The 18853-nt window shown below is 71.0% G+C and carries 16 protein-coding genes and 2 pseudogenes; 7 read left to right on the forward strand and 11 right to left on the reverse strand.

From position 1 onward, the window contains the following. Nucleotides 1–14 precede the first annotated feature (14 nt). A complete protein-coding gene (locus ACFY1S_RS28825) occupies nucleotides 15–308 on the forward strand; it encodes an antibiotic biosynthesis monooxygenase family protein (RefSeq protein ID WP_364362697.1) in 294 nt (97 codons plus the stop codon). A 110-nt stretch (nucleotides 309–418) separates the two neighbouring features. Here ACFY1S_RS28825 and ACFY1S_RS28830 read toward each other — a convergent pair whose 3' ends face one another. From ACFY1S_RS28830 to uvrB, 4 genes are all read right to left on the reverse strand, one after another. Beyond that, nucleotides 419–1276 (reverse strand): helix-turn-helix domain-containing protein, encoded by an 858-nt coding sequence (locus ACFY1S_RS28830; RefSeq protein WP_387124001.1) that lies wholly within the window; start codon nucleotides 1274–1276, stop codon nucleotides 419–421. Between the two features lie 182 nt (nucleotides 1277–1458). Further along, complete coding sequence (locus ACFY1S_RS28835) at nucleotides 1459–1827, reverse strand: VOC family protein (RefSeq protein ID WP_387124003.1); 369 nt, start codon at nucleotides 1825–1827, stop codon at nucleotides 1459–1461. A gap of 65 nt (nucleotides 1828–1892) precedes the next feature. After that, nucleotides 1893–2729, reverse strand: coding sequence for a helix-turn-helix domain-containing protein (locus ACFY1S_RS28840; protein WP_387124005.1), 837 nt, complete (start codon nucleotides 2727–2729; stop codon nucleotides 1893–1895). A 69-nt stretch (nucleotides 2730–2798) separates the two neighbouring features. Next, nucleotides 2799–4907: an excinuclease ABC subunit UvrB gene (gene uvrB / locus ACFY1S_RS28845; protein ID WP_387124007.1), complete on the reverse strand. Its 2109-nt coding sequence runs from the start codon at nucleotides 4905–4907 to the stop codon at nucleotides 2799–2801. A gap of 299 nt (nucleotides 4908–5206) precedes the next feature. Here uvrB and ACFY1S_RS28850 point away from each other — a divergent pair, with 299 nt between their 5' ends. Further along, nucleotides 5207–6685, forward strand: coding sequence for a hypothetical protein (locus tag ACFY1S_RS28850; protein ID WP_387124009.1), 1479 nt, complete (start codon nucleotides 5207–5209; stop codon nucleotides 6683–6685). Between the two features lie 23 nt (nucleotides 6686–6708). On the opposite strand, the gene coaE is transcribed toward ACFY1S_RS28850, so the two are convergent. Together coaE and rpsA are read right to left on the reverse strand one after the other, a co-directional pair. Next, nucleotides 6709–7887, reverse strand: a complete 1179-nt coding sequence (coaE, locus tag ACFY1S_RS28855) for a dephospho-CoA kinase (RefSeq protein WP_387124091.1) — start codon at nucleotides 7885–7887, stop codon at nucleotides 6709–6711. Nucleotides 7888–8075: 188 nt separating this feature from the next. Further along, entirely contained in the window at nucleotides 8076–9575 is a 1500-nt protein-coding gene (gene rpsA / locus ACFY1S_RS28860; RefSeq protein ID WP_387124011.1) for a 30S ribosomal protein S1, read from the reverse strand. 379 nt (nucleotides 9576–9954) lie between these two features. Here rpsA and ACFY1S_RS28865 point away from each other — a divergent pair, with 379 nt between their 5' ends. From ACFY1S_RS28865 to ACFY1S_RS28885, 5 genes and pseudogenes are all read left to right on the forward strand, one after another. Beyond that, nucleotides 9955–10761: a class I SAM-dependent methyltransferase gene (locus tag ACFY1S_RS28865; protein WP_387124013.1), complete on the forward strand. Its 807-nt coding sequence runs from the start codon at nucleotides 9955–9957 to the stop codon at nucleotides 10759–10761. Between the two features lie 108 nt (nucleotides 10762–10869). Next, nucleotides 10870–11073 (forward strand): annotated as a pseudogene (locus ACFY1S_RS28870) (Uma2 family endonuclease); the annotation flags it as partial. A 98-nt stretch (nucleotides 11074–11171) separates the two neighbouring features. Continuing rightward, nucleotides 11172–11420 carry a Uma2 family endonuclease gene (locus ACFY1S_RS28875; protein WP_387124015.1) on the forward strand — a complete coding sequence of 83 codons (249 nt, stop codon included), beginning with the start codon at nucleotides 11172–11174 and terminating at the stop codon, nucleotides 11418–11420. Nucleotides 11421–11456: 36 nt separating this feature from the next. Then, a complete protein-coding gene (locus ACFY1S_RS28880; RefSeq protein ID WP_387124017.1) occupies nucleotides 11457–11675 on the forward strand; it encodes a DUF2945 domain-containing protein in 219 nt (72 codons plus the stop codon). Then, a pseudogene (locus ACFY1S_RS28885) lies at nucleotides 11662–12006 on the forward strand (DUF3140 domain-containing protein); the annotation flags it as partial. The gene ACFY1S_RS28880 and the pseudogene ACFY1S_RS28885, both read left to right, overlap by 14 nt. 160 nt (nucleotides 12007–12166) lie before the next feature. On the opposite strand, the gene polA reads toward ACFY1S_RS28885, so the two are convergent. From polA to ACFY1S_RS28910, 5 genes are all read right to left on the reverse strand, one after another. Beyond that, complete coding sequence (gene polA, locus ACFY1S_RS28890) at nucleotides 12167–14866, reverse strand: DNA polymerase I (protein ID WP_387124019.1); 2700 nt, start codon at nucleotides 14864–14866, stop codon at nucleotides 12167–12169. Between the two features lie 135 nt (nucleotides 14867–15001). Then, the gene (locus tag ACFY1S_RS28895) at nucleotides 15002–15712 is read right to left on the reverse strand and encodes an ABC transporter ATP-binding protein (protein ID WP_357993725.1); all 711 of its coding nucleotides are present in this window, start codon (nucleotides 15710–15712) and stop codon (nucleotides 15002–15004) included. After that, nucleotides 15702–16607 (reverse strand): ABC transporter ATP-binding protein, encoded by a 906-nt coding sequence (locus ACFY1S_RS28900; RefSeq protein WP_387124021.1) that lies wholly within the window; start codon nucleotides 16605–16607, stop codon nucleotides 15702–15704. The genes ACFY1S_RS28895 and ACFY1S_RS28900 overlap by 11 nt, the downstream gene beginning before the upstream one ends. Before the next feature lie 7 nt (nucleotides 16608–16614). Then, nucleotides 16615–17805 (reverse strand): branched-chain amino acid ABC transporter permease, encoded by a 1191-nt coding sequence (locus ACFY1S_RS28905; protein ID WP_387124023.1) that lies wholly within the window; start codon nucleotides 17803–17805, stop codon nucleotides 16615–16617. Next, entirely contained in the window at nucleotides 17802–18752 is a 951-nt protein-coding gene (locus tag ACFY1S_RS28910; protein WP_364362684.1) for a branched-chain amino acid ABC transporter permease, read from the reverse strand. The genes ACFY1S_RS28905 and ACFY1S_RS28910 overlap by 4 nt, the downstream gene beginning before the upstream one ends. Nucleotides 18753–18853 lie beyond the last annotated feature (101 nt).

The following is an 18853-nucleotide window of genomic DNA, read 5'->3' on the forward strand; positions in this document are numbered from 1 at the left end:
GGAGGCTGTGCGACATGGTGCTTGAGGTCGCGTTGATCGACGTACTGCCCGGACACGAGGACGCGTTCGCCGCCGCGTACGCCGAGGGTCACCCGATCCTGGCCGGGGCCACCGGCTGCCGGTCGGTGCGGATGACCCGGGGCATCGAGTCCCCGACCCGGTTCGTGCTGCTCGTCGAATGGGACTCGGTCGAGGCGCACGAGGAGAACTTCCGAGCCACCGAGCGGTTCGAGCAGTGGCGCGCCCTGATCGGCCCGCACTTCGCCGGGCCGCCAGTGGTCGAGCACTTCCTCGACGTACCGGCCTGAGCAAGCTGTCGTACCCCCCGGATAGCGTGCCCGCGCACGCGCCGGTCGCCGGTCCCGACGGGCTCGGGGGCGCCGGGCCCGGTGGCCGCGCGGGCACCACCGTGCCCGCCTCACCCGCCGACGCGCCGGGCCAGCGCCGTGACCGACTCCTCCGGTGACAGCGCGGCCGCCAGCAGGGCCTCGGTCATCCGCTCGTAGCGGTCGACGTCCAGCACCGTGGCCAGCCGCACGTCGGTGGTCAACGCCTCCAACATCACCGTCCGCGGGTCCGCCGGGTCGGGAAAGGCATAGCAGGAGTACGGCGTGAGCGGGTGCAGGCCGCCACCGGCCGCCCCGCGCGGCAGCAGCCGCACCGTCACGTGCGCCAGCCCGGTCACGGCGACCAGGTGCCGCAACTGTTCGCGCCACACCTCGACGGGCAGGTCGCCCGGGTCGCAGGCCGCCTCGGCGAGCACCGCCGTGTAGCGCGGCGGGTCGGCCCGACGCAGCACCTCCTGGCGCAGCGCTCGGGCGCGCACCTCCACCTCGACGTTCACGTCGGGCGCGAGCAGGGCGCCGGCGGCGACCCGCAACCGGGCGTACGCCGGTGTCTGGAGCAGCCCCGGCACGATCGCCGGCTGGTACTCGACGATGTGCGCCGCACCGGCCTCCAGTTCGGCGTACGTGCGTTGCCGCTCGCTCATCTCACCGAACGTCCTCCACCAGCCCCGGCTGGTGGCCGCGTCCCGGGCGATCACGATCAGCGCCTCGCGGGCCGGCGACGGCACCTGGTAGACGTCCAGCAGGTCCAGCACGTCGGCGAGGTCCGGTCGGCTCTGCCCCAGCTCGATGCGGGACAGCTTCGACGTCGAGGCCCACCCCAGCCGGTCACAGACCTGTTCCAGGGTCAGCGCCTCACGTCGGCGCAACTGGCGCAGTTCTGCGCCCAGACGTACTCGTCGAATGACAGGACTTGTTGGCAGCGGCATCCCGGCCTCCCCACCGAGGGAGAGTACGCAGGACGATCACCCAGTGCAATACCTTGCTTGCAGACCGCAACCGGGGAGGTCCTCCCCACCGGGCCGGACCGGCAGGCACGTGCGGTTTCCGCACCCGATGACCGGCACCGGCCGGGCGCCCCCGCGTCGCCCGGCCGGCGTCCACCGGCGGCTCAGGGCCGGTACGTGCCAAACGCCCACGGGATACCGGCGAGGTCACGGGCGGCGTAGTCACGGGACCCGTAGTCGGTGTTGTACGGCTCCCGGGTGACGTCCGCGCCGGCGGCTCGGGCCCGGGCGCAGTGCACGTCGACATCCGGCACAGCCACGTAGAGGGACCAGTCGTCGTCGGCCGGCCGGGGCGCCCCGTCGACACGCGGACCCAGCAGGATCATGCCGGTGTCCAGGACGAGTTCGGCGTGCGCGACAGTGCCGTCCGGCGCGTCGTACACGGCGTGCACCTGGAAACCGAAGGCGGAGCAGAGCCAGTCGATCGCGGCGCGGGGATCGGGATACCGAAGGATCGGATAGACGGTTCGCATACGACGAGTCTCCCGCCCACGGCCCGCTCCCGATTGGACGAATGTGACCTGCGGCAGGCCGGCGGTCAGCCCCCCGGGCGGGCGGCGAGAAGTGCCGCCGGGGTGGTTCCGGCGAACTGGTGGAAGTCCCGGATGAGGTGGGACTGGTCGTAGTACCCGCAACGGGCCGCCACCTCGGCCCAGTCGACGGCCCGCCCGGCCGACGCCGCACCGGTCGCCGCGTCCGCGCTGCCCAGTGCCGCGCGGGCCTGCTGGAAGCGCAGCAGCCGGGCCGCCGTCTTGGGCGGCAGGCCGACCTCCTGCCGGAACCGGGCCGCCAGGTGCCGCCGGCTCCATCCCAGCTCGGTGGCGAGCGCGCCCACGCCGCCCTGCCCACCCCGGGCCAGGAGCCATCGCCAGGCCCAGTCGAGCCGGGCGTCGACAGGTGGGGACGCCGCCAGCCGGGCGGCGAGTGCCGCGTCGAGGAGCGCGAAACGGCGCGGCCAGTCCGGCGCGTCGGCCAGCCGGCACCGCAGCCGATCGAGCCAACCGCCCGGGAGTTGCCCGACACCCACCGCCCGGTTGGTCAGCTCACCCAGCGGCAGGCCGAGAAGGCGGCGGGCGGTCAGCGGCGACAACAGCAGCTCGACGCCCTCCCCCACCCCCACCGTGCGGGTCGTGCACCAGCCGTCGAACGTGCCGGCAACGAACGAGTCCACCCGCCGGACGCCGCGCTCCGCACTGCGCGGGTCGGTCACGTCCAACGGGGCGCCCCAACCCAGGATCAGCACCACGAACACGCCCGCGGTCTCGCGGCGGACCAGCGGCACATCCGCGCGTTCCCGGTAGCCGATGTACCTGTCGACGAACGGCCGCAACCGGACCTCGGGCAGACCGACGACCATCTCGTCGGCAGGCGTCACCGCTGTCAACCCGACCGCCCTCCCCCGCCCCGACCGGCCGCGCCCACCCGCGTGTCGCCGGGACCGTCGTCACTTCACGCCTGCGGCGTCCATCCCGCGCAGCTCCTTCTTCAGGTCGGCCACCTCGTCGCGGATCCGCGCCGCCAGCTCGAACTGCAACTCGCGGGCGGCGGCCAGCATCTGGTCGTTGAGCTCCTGGATGAGCTGGGCGAGGTCGGCACGGGCCATCCCCTCCCGCGAGGGAGTGGTGGCGCCGGCCCGACTCCGGCTGCGCGTCTCCTTGACGGGCGCCTTGCCCCGGGAGAGCTGGCGCACCGCGCCGCCGACCCGGGAGTTCTCGGTGTCCTCCGCCTCGCGGTAGATGTCGTCCAGGATGTCGTGGATCTTCTTGCGGAGCGGCTCCGGGCTGATGCCGTTTGCCTCGTTGTGCGCGATCTGCTTGGCCCGACGCCTGTCGGTCTCGTCGATCGCCGCCGCCATCGACGGGGTGATCTTGTCGGCGTACATGTGCACCTGCCCGGACACGTTACGGGCGGCCCGTCCGATGGTCTGGATCAGCGAACGGCCGCTGCGCAGGAAGCCCTCCTTGTCGGCGTCGAGGATCGCCACAAGCGACACCTCGGGCAGGTCCAGACCCTCGCGGAGCAGGTTGATGCCGACCAGCACGTCGTACTCGCCCTTGCGCAGCTCGCGCAGCAGCTCCACCCGGCGCAGCGTGTCCACCTCCGAGTGCAGGTAGCGCACCCGGATGCCGTTCTCGAGCAGGTAGTCCGACAGGTCCTCGGCCATCTTCTTGGTCAGCGTGGTGACCAGGACCCGCTCGTCCTTCTCGGTGCGCAGCTTGATCTCGTGCATGAGGTCGTCGATCTGGCCCTTGGTCGGCTTGATGACGACCTCCGGGTCGATCAGGCCGGTGGGGCGGATCACCTGCTCGACGAACTCACCCTGGGACTGCTCCAGCTCCCACGGGCCGGGGGTCGCGGAGAGGTAGACCATCTGGCCGACCCGCTCCAGGAACTCGTCGAAGCGCAGCGGCCGGTTGTCGGCGGCGCTGGGCAGCCGGAAGCCGTGGTCGATGAGCATCCGCTTCCGGGAGGCGTCACCCTCGTACATGCTGCCGATCTGCGGGATCGTCACGTGCGACTCGTCGACCACGGTGAGGAAGTCGTCGGGGAAGTAGTCGAGCAGGCAGTGCGGCGGGCTGCCGGGCAGCCGCCCGTCCATGTGCATCGAGTAGTTCTCGATGCCGGAGCAGAAGCCGACCTGCCGCATCATCTCGATGTCGTAGGTGGTGCGCATCCGCAGTCGCTGCGCCTCCAGCAGCTTGCCCTGCCGTTCCAGCTCGGCCAGCCGCTCGGCCAGCTCCGCCTCGATGTCGCGGATCGCCCGCTCCATCCGCTCCGGGCCTGCCGCGTAGTGCGTCGCCGGGAAGATCACCAGCTTGTCGACCTCGCGGACCACGTCACCTGTCAGCGGGTTGAGGTAGTAGAGCTTCTCCACCTCGTCGCCGAACAGCTCGATGCGGACCGCCAGCTCCTCGTACGCCGGAATGATCTCCAGGGTGTCGCCCCGGACCCGGAACGTGCCCCGCTGGAAGGCCATGTCGTTGCGGGTGTACTGGATGTCGACCAACCGGCGCAGCAACTGGTCGCGGTCGAGCTCCTGGCCGACCCCGACCCGGACCGCTCGGTCCAGGTATTCCTCCGGGGTGCCCAGACCGTAGATCGCCGAGACGGTCGCCACCACGATCACGTCGCGGCGGGTGAGCAGCGACATCGTCGCCGAGTGCCGCAGCCGCTCGACCTCCTCGTTGATCGAGGAGTCCTTCTCGATGTAGGTGTCGGTCTGCGGAATGTACGCCTCGGGCTGGTAGTAGTCGTAGTACGAGACGAAGTATTCGACAGCGTTGTGCGGCAGCAGCTCGCTGAACTCCTTGGCCAGCTGCGCGCAGAGCGTCTTGTTGGGGGCGAGCACGAGGGTCGGGCGCTGCAACCGCTCGATCAGCCACGCCGTCGTGGCGCTCTTGCCGGTGCCTGTCGCGCCGAGCAGCACCGTGTTACGGTCGCCACGCCGCACACGTCGCTCAAGATCGTCGATGGCGGCCGGTTGGTCACCGGCCGGCTGGAACTCACTGACGACCTGGAAGCGGCTGTCCAGCCGGGGAATGTCGAGCGCCATGACCTCAACGGTACGCCGGAGGTCCGACAGGAACGGCCGTCACGCCGGGTCCGTGATCAGCTTCAATATTCCCATTGTGTGGCACATGTCACCGGCGCTAGGCTTTCGACGTAGGCCGCTCGCGGCGGCCGACCGGGCCGGTGGCCGGGCCGTCATCTCGGCCGGTCGCCCCCGGCACTGCGGGTCGCAGCACCCGGCGTGTCCGGCGTGCGCACCTGTGTGGTCGCGCTCGAGGCGCAGACCGGCCGCCGCGAGCGCCCCTGCTCGTCACCCCGTCGCGCTCCACCCGTTTCACATCCGTGGACACCTCTGCGCACCCGGCAACCGACACCGACTCCGGGGACGTGCCCCGGTCCGACGGCCCGACGCCACCCGCCCGCCGGCGGCGCACGGTGCTGCTGCTGCTCGGCCTGACCGCGGCGATGTCCGCGACGGCGCTGGTGATCGGTCTGCTGAGCTGGGCGCCCGACCCACCCGAGCCGGCCCGGCCGCTCACCCTGGCCGAGGGCGAGCGACTGGCCGCGATGCGGGTCACCAACCTGCGGGACCTGCGCGCCGGGGTCCGTGTCACGGCCGGCACCGGCGCCGCGCGCACCGAACTGGTCGGCTGGGTGGACTGGTCGCGGTCCCTGCTCTACCTGGACGTGGGCGGGCCGGGCGCGGGCACGGAGCGGGGCCTGTTGCAGCGCGTCGGTCCGGCACTGGTGATCCGGCCGGACCCGGCGGCGGTGCCCACCCCCGCCGCGCCTCCCCTGGTGCCTCCCGCCGACCGCTGGCGGCAGCACCGCCTGACGCCCGGCACGGGCCTGGCGCCGGTGCTCGACCTGCTCCTCGGCCTCTGCGCCGACCGGCCCGACCCGCCGCCGACGGTGGGCCGCTGGGTTGCCCGGGACACCGTCGCCGGCGGTGCGGTGGACGTCCTCGCCGCCCCACTGCCCGCCGCGACACTGCCCGCCGCGACACCGGCCAGCCCGGCCGCGCCCGACGACGGGCAGCCCCGCTACTGGCTCGACGGGGACGCCCGGCTGCACAAGCTGGTGACCCGGCTGCCCGGGGTCGGCCCCGTCACGGTGACCCTCAACCGCGCGGACCGCCCGACGCTGCGCCCGGTGGACGCGCTCGGCGGCCGGCCCGGGCTGCCCCGCGCGCTCACCGACGCCGAGCGGCGCCGGCTGGACCGGCTACCCGCCCGGCTGCGGGCCCAGGGCGGTGGTGCCACGGCGACCCTCACCGCGCCGGTGGGCACCGACACCAACCTGCGGGGCGCCGGCTGGTTGAGCTGGACCACGCGGACCGCCTACCTGGCGGTCGCCGACCTCGGCGTACCCGACCGGCGGACCCTGCTCTGGCGGGACGCCGCGACGCAGGCCCGCGCGGACGTGCCCGCCACGGCCGGTGGCGGCGGCACCGCCGAGACGCCCGGCCGACCACCCATGCCACCGCCCGCCGGCGCCTGGCGCTTCGACCGCACCGGCACGGACGACCTGGGCGTCCTGGCCGGGGCCGCGCTCGCCGCCGGCACTGACGTGCGGCGCGGTCCGGCCCAGCGGGTACGCGAAGACGTCGCCGACGGGCGGACCGTGGACGTCATCGAGCTGGACACCGGCCCCGGCCGGTTGCGCTACTGGATCGACCGCGACGGCTCACTGCGCCGGCTGGAACTGCACACCAGCGCCGGCATGTGGGCACAACTGGATCTCAGCCCCGGCGTCATGCCCCGGCTGAGCCCGGCGCCCCGGCCACCGGCCACGACCCGCCCGGCCGCCCGGCCGCGCTGACCCGCGCCGCCCCGTCGTGACCCTCAGGGCCGCCAACCGGTCTGCGCGGCCCACTGCTCGGCGCGCAGGTACTCCTCGTCGAACCACGGGTCACGCACCGTACCGGACCCGACGGCGTCCGGCGCGGCGTCGACCAGCTCCCGCTTGAGCAGCAGGTACGCGGACCGCCGGTCAGGGTCGGCCCGCAGGTGGTCGCGCATCAGCAACGCATGCCGCCAGCCCGGCGAGTCGACCTGGCGCACGTGCAGGCGCACCGGGCGGCCCGGGTCGGCGCTGCCGTGCAGCCGCTTCTCCCAACGGCCGTCGGCCGGCCGCGGGTCGTCCCACCACTGGCCCGGCACCCGGGGAAACCCGGCGTTCGCCAACCGGTCGGTGAACACGCCGTCGGCGTCGGCGAGGTCGGGCAGCGCCACCTGCACGTCGATGACGTCCTCCGCGGCGACGCCGGGCACCGCCGTCGGACCGACGTGGTCGATCCGGAGTTCGGCCGGCGCGAGCGCGTGCCGGATCCGCGCGGCCAGCCGGGCGTACTGCTCGGGCCACGTCGGGTCGGCCACCGCCCCGTCGACCCGGTCCGGCGGCACCACCCGGCGCGACCGCAGGTTGCGCTCGTAGGGCAGCAGACGCCGCTCCCACAGCTCGTCGACGGCGGTGTGCAGCGCCGTCAGGGACGCGTCGTTCGTCAGCACCACGTCCGCCGCCGCGCGGCGGCGGTCGTCGTCGGCCTGCGCGGCGATCCGCCGCTCGGCGTCCGCCCGGTCCATCCCCCGGGTGCGCACCAGCCGGTCCAGTCGCGTCGACACGGCCGCCTGCACCACGACCACCAGGTTGTACGTGGGCGCGAGCCCGACCTCCACGAGCAGCGGCACGTCGTTGACGACTACCGCGTCGGGTGGTGCCGCCGCCGTCAGCTCCGCGGTACGGGCCCGCACCCGAGGATGGGTGATGGCCTCCAGCCGACGGCGGGCCGCCTCGTCGGCGAACACCACGGCGCCCAGCGCGGCCCGGTCCAACGCGCCGTCGGCGTCCAGCACCCGGTCGGAGAAGGCGGCGACGATCTCGGCCAGGCCCGGGCTGCCCGGTGCGACGACCTCGCGGGCGATCTGGTCGGCGTCGATGAGCACCGCGCCCCGCTCGACGAGCCGCGCGGCCACCGCGCTCTTGCCCGATCCGATTCCACCGGTCAACCCCACCCTCAGCACCCGACCAGTCAACCGGATCACCGTGCCCGCCGCCAAACCCGCACCGCGCCGGCCGCGCGTCGCGCCCGGTCCGGAGTGCGCAGCACGGCCGGACCGACGAACGGCGAAGGCCGGGCCCACGAACGGCGAAGGCCCCGCCCCCGGCGATCCGAAGATCGCGGGGACGGGGCCTGTCGTCGTTCAGCGGGTCACTTACCGCCGGCGAGCTTCTCCCGCAGTGCGGCGAGCGCCTCGTCGGTGGCCAGCGTGCCGGCCGGCTCCTCGGCCTGCCGGCTCGGGGCCGGGCTGGACGAGGAGGTGGTGCCCCCAGTGGCGGCCGGGACGGCCGGAGTCGGGTTGGCAGCGGCCTCGGCGTCGGCGGCCCGAGAGGTCTGCACCTGCTTGGTGTGGGCCTCCCAACGCTGACGGGCCTCGGCGTACTGGTTCTCCCAGGTCTCGCGCTGCTTGTCGTACCCCTCGAGCCACTCGCCCGTCTCCGGGTCGAAGCCCTCCGGGTAGATGTAGTTGCCCTCGGCGTCGTACGTCGCGGCCATGCCGTAGAGGGTCGGGTCGAAGTGCTCCTCGCCCTCGACGAAGCCCTCGTTGGCCTGCTTGAGCGACAGCGAGATCCGGCGACGCTCCAGGTCGATGTCGATGACCTTGACCATGACCTCGGAGCCGACCTGGACGACCTGCTCCGGGATCTCCACGTGGCGCTCGGCCAGCTCGGAGATGTGGACCAGGCCCTCGATGCCGTCGTCCACCCGGACGAACGCGCCGAACGGAACCAGCTTGGTGACCTTACCGGGCACGATCTGCTGGATCGCGTGGGTGCGGGCGAACTGACGCCACGGGTCCTCCTGCGTCGCCTTCAGCGACAGGGAGACGCGCTCGCGGTCCAGGTCGACGTCCAGGACCTCGACCTCGACCTCCTGGCCCACCTCGACGACCTCGGACGGGTGGTCGATGTGCTTCCAGGACAGCTCGGAGACGTGCACCAGACCGTCGACGCCGCCGAGGTCCACGAAGGCGCCGAAGTTGACGATCGAGGACACGACGCCCTTGCGGACCTGGCCCTTCTGCAGCTTGTTGAGGAACTCGGTGCGCACCTCGGACTGCGTCTGCTCCAGCCAGGCCCGGCGGGACAGGACCACGTTGTTGCGGTTCTTGTCCAGCTCGATGATCTTGGCCTCGAGCTCCCGCCCGACGTACGGCTGCAGGTCGCGCACGCGCCGCATCTCGACCAGGGACGCGGGCAGGAAGCCGCGCAGCCCGATGTCGAGGATGAGGCCACCCTTGACCACCTCGATGACCGAACCGCGGACGACGCCGTCCTCGTCCTTGATCTTCTCGATCGTGCCCCAGGCCCGCTCGTACTGCGCCCGCTTCTTGGAGAGGATCAGACGACCCTCCTTGTCCTCCTTCTGGAGGACCAGGGCCTCGATGTGGTCGCCAACAGTCACAACCTCGGCGGGGTCCACGTCGTGCTTGATCGACAACTCCCGAGAGGGGATGACACCCTCGGTCTTGTAGCCGATGTCGAGCAGGACCTCGTCCCGATCGACCTTGACGACGGTGCCTTCGACAATGTCGCCGTCGTTGAAGTACTTGATGGTCTCGTCGATCGCGGCGAGGAAAGCCTCCTCGGAACCGAGATCGTCGTGGGTGACCCGGGTGGCGCTCGAGGGGGCCTCGATGCTGCTCGTCATGTGGGCGGTTGCTCCGGTCGGTGGGTTGTCACAGCAGGCTGGTGTCGCAGTGACCTGTTCGCGCCAGCGGATCCGTCGCCGGGCACACCGAACGATCGCCTAGTGAGATCATGATGTGGCTCCGTCGACCGCGCACCTGCTCCCTGCCGAGACACACGATCCGCGAGCGCATCGTCTAGCCTACCGTGCGCATTACCACAGCGTGCAAGCCCTCCCGGCTTCTCTGGATGCGATGACCTGCGAAAGCCGAACAATCGCCCGGAAACCGCCCCTGCTGTCTCGTGCGTCACACCCGCCCCGACAGCCACCGCCGGAGCGGGTCGGCGGGTCGGGTCGGCCCAGCGGGCCGCTCAGCCCCGAGTGGGCCTAGCGTGGGCGGGTGGATGACGACAGCCGGGTGACCCGGCGCCAGGTGGGTGACGCCGAGGCCCGGCGCGCCAACCGCGGCTGGTGGGACGCCGACGCCGACGACTACCAGGCCGAGCACGGCGCGTTCCTCGGCGAGGTGGACTTCGTCTGGTGCCCGGAGGGCCTGCGGGAGGCCGACGCCCGGCTGCTCGGCGACGTGTCGGGGCGACGGGTGCTGGAGGTGGGCTGCGGAGCCGCGGCCGCCGCCCGCTGGCTCGCCACCCAGGGCGCCCGGCCGGTCGCCTTCGACCTGTCCGCCGGCATGTTGCGGCACGCCGCCGAGGCCGCCGACCGCACCGGGGTACGCGTACCGCTGGTGCAGGCCGACGCGCTCGCCCTGCCGTTCGCGGACCGGGCGTTCGACGTGGCCTGCACCGCGTTCGGCGCGATCCCGTTCGTGGACGACTCGGCGGCGCTGCACGCCGAGGTGCACCGGGTGCTGCGACCGGGCGGCAGGTGGGTGTTCTCGGTGACCCACCCGATGCGCTGGATCTTCCTCGACGACCCCGGTGAGGGCGGCCTGACGGCCGTGCACTCGTACTTCGACCGCTCGCCCTACGTCGAGCAGGACGAGGCGGGCGTCGCCACCTACGTCGAGCAGCACCGCACCCTGGGCGACCGGGTCCGCGAGCTGGTGGGCGCCGGTTTCCGGCTGGTGGACCTGGTGGAGCCGGAGTGGCCGGTGGGCCACGAGGGGATCTGGGGGCAGTGGAGCCCGCTGCGGGGGCGACTCTTCCCCGGTACCGCCATCTTCGTCACCGAGAAGCCGCTCGAGTGAGCGCGTCGCACGCGTTGTCCGGCCTGCGTTCCATCGATCGCCGGTAGGCTCGTTCCCATGAGCGCCGAGCCCATCCCGACATCACCTGGCCCCTGGTGTCCGGATCCGATGCGGCAGCAGCGTGCCGACTACACGCTGGAGGACCTGCTCGCCCTGCCGGACGACGCCCCCCGCGTCGAACTCGTCGACGGAGTTATCCAGGTGACGCCCTCCCCCACCCTGGGCCATCAAGACATCTGCAGCCTGCTGTGGCTGTGGCTGCGCTCGCACGCCCCGGCGGACCTCCGTGCCGCGCAGGCCGTCGGCGTCGCGCTCAGCCGAAACACGAGCCGCCAGCCGGACGTGCTGCTCGCCACGCCGAGATCCCGTCCCACCGGTCCACACTGCGGCCGGCCGACGTCGTGCTCGCCGTGGAGATCGTCTCGCCCGGGACGCGACGGATCGACCGGTTCGCGAAGCCCGGTGAGTACGCCGCCGCCGGCATCCCCTACTACTGGCGGATCGAGCAGGATCCGGTGCACGTGTGCGCGTACCGGATCGGCGACGGGGTGGGGCCGGGCGGTGAGCGACAGTACGAGCTGGTCACCGACGGCGCCGACGTGATCGAGCTGACCGAGCCGTTCGCCATGAAGCTGCCGATCGCCGAGATCAGGCCGTAGCCGTTTCGCCCCGACGGGGTCGGGTAGCCGAGGCGCATGGCCGAACAGAGTTTCCGCAAGGGCGACCATGTCTCCTGGTCGGCCCACGGAAGCCGCGCGTACGGCGTGGTTCAGGGGACGATCACCGAGCGGACCCGGATTCGGGGGCGGGCCGTGAACGCGGCTCCCGACAACCCGCAGTACCGGGTTCGCAGCGACGGAACGGGCCGCGACGTGGCCCACCGACCCGAGGCGCTGCGCCATGAGCAGAGGTGACGACGGCCGGGACACCTACCGGGAGTTCACCGAGGCGGTGAACATGAAGCCCCGCGAGTTGTCCACCTGGCTGGAGACCGACGAGTCGAAGCAGGTCGGCTGGCACAAGGGCGGCCGCTCCGGCGGCGGCGAGTCCGTCGGGCACGAGTCCGGTCGGAAGATCATCGACCTGTTGCGTCGCAAGCGCGCCGAACTGTCCGAGGGCGACTACAAGCACATGCGCAAGGTGGTCGGCTACGTCCGCCGGCACATGGCCCAGCGCCCCTCCGGCGACGTCCGCGACACCAAGTGGCGCTGGTCCCTCATGAACTGGGGCCACGACCCCCTGAAGTAACCCACCACCGAGCGCCTCCAGATCAAGCGCTCACGGCGGTGGACGCGACCAGCATGACCTGGTCAGGGTTTCCGGGGCAGCCCGACCCGCGCAGGGATCAAGCCTGACCGCCCGGAGCGGTCGGGCTGCCCCGGGAACCCCCACCACAACCACAGAATCAGTGATCGGCGCTGTTCCAGTCCCGGCCCTCGCCGACCGACACCGACAACGGCACCGACAGCGGGTACGCCCCACCCATCTCTCGCCGGACCAACGCCTCCAGCGCCTCCCGCTCACCGGGGGCGACCTCGAAGACCAACTCGTCGTGCACCTGCAGCAGCATCCGCGAGCGCAGCCCGGCTTCGCCCAGCGCGGTGTCGACGTGCAGCATCGCCACCTTGATGATGTCTGCCGCCGAGCCCTGGATGGGGGCGTTGAGCGCCATCCGTTCGGCGATGTCGCGACGCTGCCGGTTGTCGCTGACCAGGTCGGGCAGGTAGCGGCGGCGACCCAGGATGGTCGACGTGTAGCCGTCCTGGCGGGCTCGGGCGACCACCTGGTGCAGGTAGTCGCGCACTCCGCCGAAGCCGGCGAAGTAGTTTTCCATCAGCCCGCGTGCCTCTTCGGTGCTGATGCCGAGTTGCTGGGACAGGCCGAACGCGCTCAGCCCGTACGCCAGGCCGTAGTTCATCGCCTTGATCTTGCGACGCTGGTCGGGGGTGACCTCGTCGACGGGCACCCCGAACACCGACGACGCGGTGGCGGCGTGGAAGTCGGCTCCGGAGTTGAACGCGTCGATCAGGGCGTCGTCCGAGGAGAGGTGCGCCATGATGCGCATCTCGATCTGGCTGTAGTCGGCGGTGAGCAGGCACTCGTAGCCCTCGCCGACCACGAACGCGCGGCGGATCCGCCGGCCCTCCTCGGTGCGGATCGGGATGTTCTGCAGGTTGGGTTCGGTTGAGGAGAGCCGCCCGGTGGCCGCCACCGTCTGGTTGAACGTGGTGTGGATGCGGCCGTCGTCGGACACCGACTTGAGCAGGCCGTCCACTGTCGACTTGAGCTTGGCGACGTCGCGGTGACGCAGCAGATGGGCCAGCACCGGGTGCGGCTGCTGCGCGTAGAGCCACTGCAACGCGTCCGCGTCGGTCGTGTAACCGGTCTTGATCTTCTTGGTCTTCGGCAAGCCCAGCTCGGTGAAGAGGATCTCCTGCAACTGCTTGGGCGAACCCAGGTTGAACTCCCGGCCCACCGCCTCGTACGCGCCCTGCGCGGCGGCCTTCACCTCGGCCGCGAAGTGCGCCTCCAGCTCGGAGAGGTAGTCCGTGTCGGCGGCGATGCCGGTGCGCTCCATCCCGGCCAGCACCCGCATCAGGGGCAGCTCCACACCCGCCATCAGCCGGGCGGACTGCTCGCCGTCGCGGGACAGCTCGGCGTCGATCGCGTCGGCCAGATCCAGTGTCGCGCGGGCCTGGAGCATCAGGTTCTGCTCGACGACACCCTCGTCACCCAGCCCGTCGAGGGTCAGCTGGCCGGACTCCGGAACGTCGACGCGCAGCTCCCGGTGCAGGTAGCGCAGCGCCAGGTCGGTCAGGTCGTAGGACCGCTGGTCCGGTCGGGCCAGGTACGCGGCGATCTGGGTGTCGCGCTGGATCCCGGCCAGCTCCCAGCCGTGCGCGGCGCACGCCAGCACGGCGGGTTTGCTGTCGTGCAGCACCTTGGGTCGTTGCGCGTCGGCCAGCCAGGCGGCCAGGGCGCTCTCGTCCGTCGGGTCGAGCCCCACCGGGTCGACCCAGGCCGCCGCGCCCCCGGCGGTGGCCAGCGCCAGGCCGGTGATCGAGGCGGTGTGCCGGCGGTTGGGGCCGGTGTCGAGCTTGACCGCCAACCCGACGGGCGTACCCGCCGGAGCGTGGTCCGCCAGCCAGGCGGCGAGCGCGCCCGGCTCGGTGAGCACGGCGCCGGTGAGGTCGAACCCGGACTCGGCCTCCGGCTCGACGGACTCCAGATACTGGTAGAGGCGGTCGCGCAGGATGCGGAACTCCAGGGTGTCGAAGACCTGGTGCACCGCCTCACGGTCCCAACCGGTCCACCTGGTGTCCTCCGGGCGCAACGGCAGCTCCAGGTCGGACACCAGGCAGTTGATCTCGTAATTGCGGATCACGTCCGCGAGACGCTCCCGCAGACTGTCGCCGGCCTTGCCCTTGATCTCGTCGGCGCGGGCGATCACGCCCTCCACCCCGCCGTACGTGGTGATCCACTTGGCGGCGGTCTTCGGGCCCACGCCCGGGATGCCTGGCAGGTTGTCACTTGTCTCGCCGACGAGCGCGGCCAGGTCGCGGTACTGCTGCGGCGGAACGCCGTACTTGGCCTCGATCGCCGCCGGGTCCATCCGGGCCAGGTCGGAGACGCCCTTGCGCGGGTACAGCACGGTCACCTGGTCGTCGACCAGCTGGAACGCGTCCCGGTCACCGCTGCTGATCAGCACCGTCATGCCCTGGTCGCGGGCCTGGCAGGCGAGCGTGGCGATCACGTCGTCGGCCTCGAAGCCCTCCTTCTCGACCACCGGGATCTGCAGCGCGGCCAGGACCTCCTTGACGAGGCTGACCTGGCCCTTGAAGTCGTTGGGGGTCTCGCTGCGGCCGGCCTTGTACTCCGCGTACTTCTCGGTGCGGAAGGAGCGGCGGGAGACGTCGAACGCGACGACGATGTGGGTGGGCTGCTCGTCGCGCAGCACGTTGATCAGCATCGAGGTGAAGCCGTACACCGCGTTTGTCGGCTGACCCGTCGTGGTGGAGAAGTTTTCCACGGGTAGGGCGAAGAAGGCCCGGTATGCCATGGAATGTCCGTCGACGAGGAGCAGGCGCGGCGTCGTAGCTGTCACGGCAGCGACTCTAGTCCGTCGCACCGACATCTCCCGGCGGCGGCACCGCGCGCGCCGGGGCCGGAACGGACAGCCCGGTCGAAACGGCGGCGGCCGGCCACCCCCGAGGGGATGACCGGCCACCGCACGTACAGCTCAGGCGACGCCGAGGTACGCCTCCTTGACCGCCGGGTCGTGCAGGAGCTCCTGGCCGGTGCCCTCCTTGACGATCCGGCCGGTCTCCAGCACGTACCCCCGGTGGGCCCGGGACAGCGCCTGCTGGGCGTTCTGCTCCACCAGCAGGATCGTGGTGCCCTGCTCGTTGATCCGCGTGATGATCTCGAAGATCTGCTGGATCAGCTTCGGCGCCAGCCCCATCGACGGCTCGTCGAGCAGCAGCAGCTTCGGACGGGTCATCAGCGCCCGACCCACCGCCAGCATCTGCTGCTCACCGCCGGAGAGCGTGCCACCGGCCTGCTTGCGGCGCTCCTGCAACCGCGGGAACAGGTCGAACACCATCGCCAGGTCCTTGGTGATGCCGGCCTTGTCCTTGCGGGTGTAGGCCCCCATCTCCAGGTTCTCCAGCACGGTCATGCCGGGGAAGACACCACGACCCTCGGGCGACTGCCCGATGCCCCGGATCACCCGCAGGTCGGCGCGGAGCCGACTGACGTCGACGCCCTCGAACTTGATGCTGCCCCCGGAGATGGCGTGCAGCCCCGAGATCGCCTTCATGGTCGTGGTCTTGCCCGCGCCGTTCGCGCCGATCAGCGCCACGATCTCGCCCTGCTCCACGTGCAGGCTGATGCCGTGCAGCGCCTCGATGCGGCCGTAGAGCAGTTTCAGGTTGTCGATCTCAAGCAGCATCCTCGACACCTCCCAGGTACGCCGCGATCACCTTCGGGTCGTCGCGCACCTCGGCCGGCGACCCCTCGGCAATCTTCTGCCCGAACTCCAGCACCACGAGCCGGTCCACCACGCCCATGACCAGTCGCATGTCGTGCTCGATCAGCAGGACGGTGACGCCCGAGTCGCGGATCTTGCGGATCAGCTGGAGCAGCGCCACCTTCTCGGCCGGGTTGAAGCCGGCCGCCGGCTCGTCGAGGCAGAGCAGCTGCGGGTCGGTGGCCAGCGCCCGAGCGATCTCCAGTCGGCGCTGGTCACCGTACGACAGGTTGCGGGCCAGGTCACCGGCGCGGCCCTGGATACCCACGAAGTCCAGCAGCGCGCGGGCCTTCTCCTTGCCCTGCCGCTCCTCGCGCCAGTGCCGCGGCAACCGCAGCAGGGCGCTCGGGACGCTGGTCTTGTGGTTGGCGTCCGCGCCGACCTGCACGTTCTCCAGGGCCGTCATCTCCGGGAAGAGACGGATGTTCTGGAAGGTACGCGCGATGCCCAGCTTGGTGATCTGGAACCGCTTGCGGCCGCTGACCTTCTCGCCCCGGAACCGGATCTGCCCGGTCGTCGGGGTGTAGACGCCGGTCATGGCGTTGAAGCAGGTGGTCTTGCCCGCGCCGTTCGGGCCGATCAGCCCGAGGATCTCCCCCTCGTAGAGGGTGAAGTTGACGTCGTTGAGGGCCACCACGCCGCCGAACCGCAGCGTGACGTGGTCGACCTCCAGCAGCGGCTTGCGACCGTCGGCCGACGGGGTCGGCTCACTGACCGCCTCGTCCGGCGTCGACGAGGTCTCCGGCGGGCTACCCGCCGTCGTCCGCGCGTCGATCGCCATGTCGCGCTCGCTGGTGACGTCGCGCTCGCTACCCATCCGTGGCTCACTCAACGACAGCCACCTCCTTCTGCCGGTCCTTGAGCTCGGCGGCCCGCCGCCGGTTCGGCCAGAGACCCTGCGGCCGGAAGATCATCACGACGATCAGCAGAATCCCGAAGATGAAGTAGCGCAACGACGTCGGGCTCACGTCGAAGTCGTTGCCGAAGACGGTGGCCGTCTCCGGCAGACCGAACACGTCACCCACCGACCGCAGCCACTCCGGAATGTAGATGACCAGGAAGCCGCCGAGGATTGCGCCGCCGATGCTGCCGGCACCGCCGAGCAGCACCGCCGCCAACACCAGAATCGAATTCTCCAACGAGAACGTCGAGGAGTTGACGAAGTTGGCCTGACCGGCCCACAGCGTGCCGGACAAACCACCGACCGCCGCGCCGATCGCGAACGCCCACAGCTTGAACCGGAACGTCGGAACGCCCATCAGCTCCGCCGCGTCCTCGTCCTCCCGGATCGCGACCCACGCCCGACCCACCCGGCTGTTGGCCAGGTTACGGATCAGGAAGACCGCGCCGATGATCACGGTGAGCAGCAGCCAGTAGTACGGCTTGAACTCGAACTGGAAGATGGCCGTCCCGTCCGGGTACTTGCCCGGCGGGTGGGCCACCTGCGGGATACCGCGGTCACCGTTGAGGATCCAGTCCTGGTTCTTCGCGATGATCCGGATCATCTCGGCGAAGCCGAGCGTCACGATCGCCAGGTAGTCACCGCGCAGCCGCAGGGTCGGAGCGCCCAGCAGCACACCTGACAACAACGCCAGGGCGATCGCGATGGGCACCGTGACCAACCACGGCCACGGGCTCTCCAGCCAGTTGTACTCGGTGATGAGCTTGCTCTCCGGCGACGTCAGCAACGCCACCGTGTACGCCCCGACCGCGAAGAAGCCGAAGAACCCCAGGTCCAGCAGACCGGCGTACCCCACCACCACGTTGAGGCCGAGCGACAGCAGCACGATCCACGCGCAGTAGAACAGCACGGCCGCCATGTCGTTGCGGGTGGTGTACAGCGGGATCCACAGACCCGGAATGTTCAGGTACTCGTAGAACCACTTGTTCGGCAGGACGTACATGAAGGCGATGAAGGCCAGCAACCCGGTGATCCGGGCGGACTTCGGCAGCCCGTCGACCCGCCGACCGATGGCACTCGAAGCGGAGTGCCAGCGCTCTCGCAGAGCGGTCATGCCCGCGCCCTCCCCAACGACTCGCCCAGCAGACCGGTCGGCCGGAACATCAGCAGGACGATCAGCACGACGAACGCGATGAGGTCCCGCCACTGCGAGCCGAACAGCGCCGACCCGTAGTTCTCGACCAGACCCAGCAGAACGCCGCCGATCGCCGCGCCCCGCAGGTTGCCGATACCGCCCAGCACCGCCGCGGAGAACGCCTTGAGCCCGAGCAGGAAGCCGATGTTGTACCGGGTGTTGCCGCTCTTCATGTCACTGAAGACAGCGGCCACACCGGCCATCAGACCACCCAGGACGAAGACCAGCGCGATCACGCGGCTCTTGTTGACACCCATCAGCGCGGCGGTGTTGGAGTCCTGCGCGACCGCGCGGATGCCCTTGCCGAAGCGGGTGCGGTTAACGAACCAGTCGAGCCCGACCATCATGACGATGGCCACGCTCAGCGTCAGCATCTGCACGGGCGTGACGCTCCAGCCGCCGATGCTGAACAACGTGTCAGCGGGCAGCAGCGCCGGCGCGCCGACCTGGCGACGCTGGGTCAGCGTCCCCATCAGCTCCATCAGGGCGTACGACGCGCCGATGGCCGTGATCAGGAAGGCCAGCGGCGGCGCGTTGCGCCGCCGTAGCGGACGGTAGGCGGTAACCTCGATCAGAAGCGCGACACTGCCGGACAGCAGCGCCGCCGCCACGATCGCCAGTGCGATCAGCAGCAGGGCGCGACCCACCGAGGGTGCCCCGCTGTTGCTATCGAGCCCGAAGGCTGCCCAGGTCCAGATGGCACCGAACGTGCCGATCATGAAGACCTCGGAGTGCGCGAAGTTGATGAGGCGCAGCACGCCGTAAACGAGGGTGTAGCCGAGGGCGATGAGCGCGTAGATCGCACCCTGCACCAACCCGGTTGTGGTCAGTTCCGGGAAGCCCCGGACGAGTTCTGCAAAGTCCACCGATGCTCCGAAGGGTGTTGCGTTGAGCCGATGCGGCCGGGGTTACGCACCCCGACCGCATCGAAACAACTCTGTTCGTCACGCCCTCAAACCTGTGACCC

It is taken from the genome of Micromonospora sp. NPDC000663 (genome assembly GCF_042898105.1).
Classification (GTDB): Bacteria; Actinomycetota; Actinomycetes; order Mycobacteriales; family Micromonosporaceae; genus Micromonospora.